General features: G+C 72.9%; 2 protein-coding genes. Both read right to left on the reverse strand.

What is annotated here, in order from left to right; translation table 11 throughout:
- On the reverse strand, nucleotides 1–3,586 hold a 3,586-nt coding region (locus tag NON22_RS19840; RefSeq protein ID WP_257388707.1), incomplete at its 3' end, for a type I polyketide synthase.
- A 4-nt stretch (nucleotides 3,587–3,590) separates the two neighbouring features.
- The coding region (locus NON22_RS19845; protein WP_257388708.1) for an SDR family oxidoreductase at nucleotides 3,591–5,366 on the reverse strand (1,776 nt) is incomplete at its 5' end.

Here is a 5,366-nt window from a genome sequence, read left to right on the forward strand (position 1 = left end):
CCTCGCGCGGCGGCAGGCGCACCGGCGGCGGATGTGCGCCGAAGCGCCGCGGACGCCTGGCCTCGACGCGCGGTACGGGCGCGAGCGCCGCTTCCAGTGCCGCGTGATTCACCGGCACCCCGGCGGCGAGCAGCGCCGCGGTCGCGCCGAGCACCGTCTCGATGCCGTCGCCCTGCCGGTCGAGGCTCACCACGAGCGCCTCGCGCGCGCCGAGCACGTGACGGATCGCGCGGCCGAAGGTGCCGCCCGGCCCGTGCTCGACGAACACGCGCACGCCGTCGTTCCAGGCGTTCTCGACGAGCGCACGGATGTCGATCGTGCCGACCGCCTGGGCGAGGATCGCCTGCGCGCAGGCCTCGGCATCCGGCGCATAGGGCCGTCCGCTCGCGGTACCGTAGACACGCCCGCGACGCGGCGCCGATGTCGCGCGGCGATGCACGTCCAGCCACGCGCGCTCGACGCCGCGCAGCTCGGGCACATGCACCACGAGCGAATAGTCCAGATGCAGGCAGCGCGCCGCGCCGAGCCGTTCGACCACGCGGGCGCACTGGGCCGCGTCGCCCGCGACCAGGCAGCTCGCGTCGTCGTTGATGATCGCGATGCGCACGCGATCCAGATCGGCCAATGCGCGGCGCACCTCGTCGAGCGGCGCGGCGACGGTCCAGCATTCCCAGGCGGCAGGCTCGCCCCACGCGCGCGCAAGGACATCGAAGCGGCCGGCGAGCTCCCGTTCGAGCAGGCCCGACGACTCCATGTCGTCCATCAGCGCGTCGACATCGTTCCAGACGCCCGCCGCGACCAGCGCGTTCGTCTCTCCCGACGAATAGCCGAGCCACGCGTCGGGTTCGAGGCCGAGCAGGTCCTCGCTCAACGCGAGATGCAACTGCGACAGCGCCGAGGAACCGCACAGCTGATCGAACACGCCCGGCGCCGCGTCACCCGCCGAGAAGGACCAGGCCAGCGCGGTCGCGAGACGCCGGCTGCGCGTGCGCAGGCGCTCGTGCAGTTGCGGCAGGTGCAGCAGCAGGTCGCGGCCCATGCCGCGGTACGACGCGCCCGCGCCCGCAAACGCGAAGGCGACCTCCCCGGCGATCGGCCGTTCGCGGAAGAAGACGCCGCGGCCGGCGGGCGCACCCGCTTCCAGATGTGCGATCGCTCGCGCGCGCACCGCGGCCAGCGAGGATTCGGTCGCGACGAGCACGCAGCGCGCCGGGCCGTCCAGGCCGCGACGGTCCTGCTTCAACGCGGCGATCACCTCATTCTTGTCCGCGCCTGCGAAACAGTGCAGCCGCGCGACGGCCTGCTCGGCACGGCGCGGATGCGCCGGGGCCTCGACGAGATCCGCCGCGCGACGCGGCCCGGCGCTGAGCCACGGCGTGCCGTCGAAACCGCGCCGGTGGTGCAGCGCGAGCGCGGCGGCCGCCGTTTCCACCAATCCGAAAGCGGCCTGCGCGTAGCCGAACCGCTCTCGCAGCAGCGAGTTCAGTCGCGGCGGCGCCGGGGTCGCGACGGACGTCGCAGCGACGGCGGCCTCGTCCACGAGCGCATACACCCGATCGCCGTCGCGCTGCGCGTCCTCGAGCCGCTTCAGCACCAGGGCCACCGCGGCGTCGCCGGGCTCTTCCCCGCTCGCGGCGCGCTGCACGGCCTCGCAGCCGAAATCGACCGCGCCGACGATCGCCGCGTCGAGCTCGCCGCGCGCGAGCGCACGCGCCGCGATGCGCAGCGCATGCGTGCCCGACGCCGCACCGGCCTGCAGCGTGAACGAGGGGCCGCCGAGGTCGAACTGCGAGCTCAGGCGGTTGGCCGGGATGTTCGGCATCGAACCGAGTACCGCGGCGGCCTCGAGCGCCGGCACCAGCGCGGCGCGCGCGCGCGCCGCCCAGTCGTCGTCGCGGCCGTTGGTGAGCCGCCAGCGCGCACCGTGGCGTGCGACTTCCGGGTCGGGTTCCAGGCCGATCAGCACCGCGCTGCGTTCGCGCGGCAGCGGATTCGTCTCCGCGAGCGCCTCGCGCGCCGCCGCGAGCAGCGCGAGCTGCTGCGGCAACGCCTGTTCGAGATCGCGTGGCGGAAACCGCAAGCCGTCCACGTCGAGCTCGAACGAGTCCATGCGGCGCTCGCGCAGCGCGCGAGTGTCGGGATCGGTGCCGCCGTCACGCGCCGCGCAGTCGCCGAACAGCGCTTGCGCGAACGCGGCGCGATCGCATGCATCGGCGATCTTCGCGCCGATGCCGACGATCGCAATCGGACTGCTTCCCGTCTGGACGCGCTCGCAATGGATGCTCGCATCGTCTTCCGAAACGATCAGATGCGCGTTGTTGCCGCCGAAGCCGAAGGCGGAAATCGCCGCAATGCGCGGAGCGTCGCTCGTCCACGGCTCGGCGTCGCGCAGCAAACGGAACGGCGTCTGCTCCAGCGCGGGAGTGGCGTCCTCGCAATGCAAGGTCGGCGGGCGCACGCGGTTGCGCATCGCCTCGAGCAGCTTGATCAGACCCGCCGCCCCCGCGACCGTGATCAGGTGACCGAGGTTGGATTTGAGCGAGCCGATCGGCAGGTCGCGCGCCGGCGCGAACACACTCGCGCTGCTGCGCAGCTCCGTCGCATCGCCCACCGGCGTACCGGTGGCGTGGCATTCGAGCAGCGAAACCTGCATCGGCGCCAGGCCCGACATCGCATAGGCAGCGCCGATCGCGCGCTGCTGACCCTCTTCGCTCGGCGCGAGAAATCCTTTGCCGCGGCCGTCGTTCGACAGCCCCACTCCGCGAATCACGCCGTGGATCGTGTCGCCGTCGCGGCGCGCGTCGGCCAGGCGCTTGAGCGCGAGAAACGCCGCCCCCTCGGCCGGCACCAGTCCGTCGGCGTCGCGATGAAACGGTCGCGAGCGGCCGGACTTGCTCAGCGCGCCGAGCGCACAGAAGCCGACGTGGAGGAAAAGATCGTCCGCGCGCTGCACGGCTCCGGCGAGCATCACGTCGGCGCGGCCGTCGTGCAGCGCGTCGCAGGCGAGCTTGATCGCGTAGAGCGACGAGGCGCAGGCGGCGTCGAGACAGAAGCTGCCGGCCTCCAGCGCCAGCGCGCGCTCGAGCATCGCCGCGGTGCCGCCGCTCATGAAGCGGTTGCGCGGATCGACGGCGTTCGCTCCGTCCCCTGCCTCGCCCGTCCACACCTGCTCGCAGAACGCGGCCATCTGTGCGGTCGGGAAACCGAGGTTGCCGAAGATCGCGCCGACGCGACCCGGCGCGCGCGTCTCGCGCAGCGCTTCGCGCGCGCAATGCAAGGTCCAGTGCACCAGCGGGTCCAGCCCTTCGAGCTCGGCGACCGCAACGGCGAAGCCGTCCGGATTCCAGATCGACTCGAACCCTTCCACGTAGCCGCCCCGGTCCGACCACGCGCGATCCGGTTGCGGCGCATCGGGCGCGCACAACGCATGCTCGGGCGCCAGACGCCAGCGGTCCGCGGGCACGCGCGCGACGAGGTCGCGTCCGTTGACGACGGCTTCCCAGAGCGCGGCCGGGCTCAACGCACCCGGCAACACGCAGGCGCGTCCGACGATGGCGACGGGCTCGAACGAGCGGGACTCGGACATGCGGCTAGTTCGGCAGCGCGTGGTTCTGCACGCCGAGCATCTCGGCGTAGCGCTTTCCGCTCTTGTCGGTCAGCACGATGTCCGTCGTGGTGTCGCTGGTTCCGACCCGGCGCACGTACGCGGTGGCGGTGATCGGGCCGGCGATCGGCTCGGTGCCGAAGTGGCGCAGCTCGGCGATCGCCGTCGGCAGCGTCTGGCCGCCGAGCATGCGCCGGCCGTGCAGCGCGGCGATCTGCAGGCCGCCGTCGAGCGCCGCGACGTCGAGCGTCCAGTGCTGGCCTTCCCAGCCTGCCGCGTCGACGCCGCGCACCGTCGCACCGATGCCCTCGTCGGAAATGCCGTGCACTTCGTCGATCAGTTCGAACTGCTTGCGATGGAACAGCAACTCCGGATAGATGCGTTCGCCGCTCCACGGGTCCAGAGCGAGCCCCGGCGTCTCGCGCCTGGCTTTCGGCGGCTCCGGCAGCAATTCCGCGCGCGCGCTGTAGTTCAGCGCGCCGCGCGCATCGCGCACGGTCATCAGGAGCTGCGCGCCACGCTCGCTCGGCAACGGCGTCGCCTCGATGCGGCAGCGATCGCCGCCATTCTCGAAACCGGCCAGCCGTATGCCCTTGAGCACCTTGAGCTCGTGCAGGCCGGCCAGCGCCAGGCCCGGGCGGAAGCTGCGCGCCGCACGTGCCATCCATTCGGCGACGAGCACGACCGGCACCACCGGCGTGCCTTTCACCGCGTGGCCTTCGAGGAAGGCGTGGCTGGCGCGCGAGACGACGAGCTCGACGCCCTGCACGCGCGCCTGCGCACCGTCCATCAGCAGCGCTTCGCCGCGCGGCTCGCCGCCGAGCACGAGCTCGATGTCGGCCGCGCGCGAGTCTCGCATTTCGTCGGCGAACATTTTCGCGCCGACGTCGAGCGGGACCATCGGCACGCCGAGCTCGGCGAAACGCGCCTTCAGCGCCGGCGTGACCATGCCGCCTTCCCAGGGCCCCCAGCCCAGCGACTTCGCGCGCAGGCCCGGGCGCTTGCGCGCCTGCGCCGCGACGACCTTGGCCAGCACCTCGTTGGCCATCGCGTAGTCGCTCTGCCCGGTGTTGCCGCAGCGCGCCGACACCGACGAGAACACGCACAGCAGCTTCAGCGGGTCGGCCGCGGTCGCGGCCAGCAAGGCGTGCAGCCCGCCTACTTTCGTGCCGAAGACGAAGTCGAACTGCGCGAGCGTCTTGTCGGCGATGCGGCGGTCGGCAAGCACGCCCGCGGCGTGCACGACGCCCGCGATCGCCCCCCAGTCCCGGCGCACGCGCGCCAATGTCGCGGCAAGCGCGGCGGCATCGTCGACCGCAACCGATTCGTAGCGCGCCTGCGCGCCTTGCGCCTCGATCGCGGCGAGCGTCGCGCGGATCTCGCGTGCGCCGAGGATGCGGTCGACTTCCCTGGACAGCTCGTTCGGCGTGAGCGACGCGCCGCGCGCGAGCACGATCCGCTTCAGCTGCGCCTCGTCGACTACGCCGGCGCAATCGGCGGGTTCCTCGTCCAGCGGCGTGCGTCCGAGCAGCACGAACCGCGCCTTGCATTGCCCGGCCCACTCCGCGATGCACGCCGCGGTCACGCCGCGCGCGCCGCCCGAGACGACGACGACGTCGCCGGCAGCGATTGCGCCGACCGACGGACGCACCGCGCGCGCGACGCTCCTGAGCGCGTAGCGGCCGCCCGCGGCAGGCAACGCCACTTCGATCTCGCCGCCGCCGCGCAGCAGCTCGTCGGCGATGGCCCCGGCGAGCGCCGC

The organism is Tahibacter caeni, from assembly GCF_024609805.1.
Taxonomy (GTDB): domain Bacteria; phylum Pseudomonadota; class Gammaproteobacteria; order Xanthomonadales; family Rhodanobacteraceae; genus Tahibacter; species Tahibacter caeni.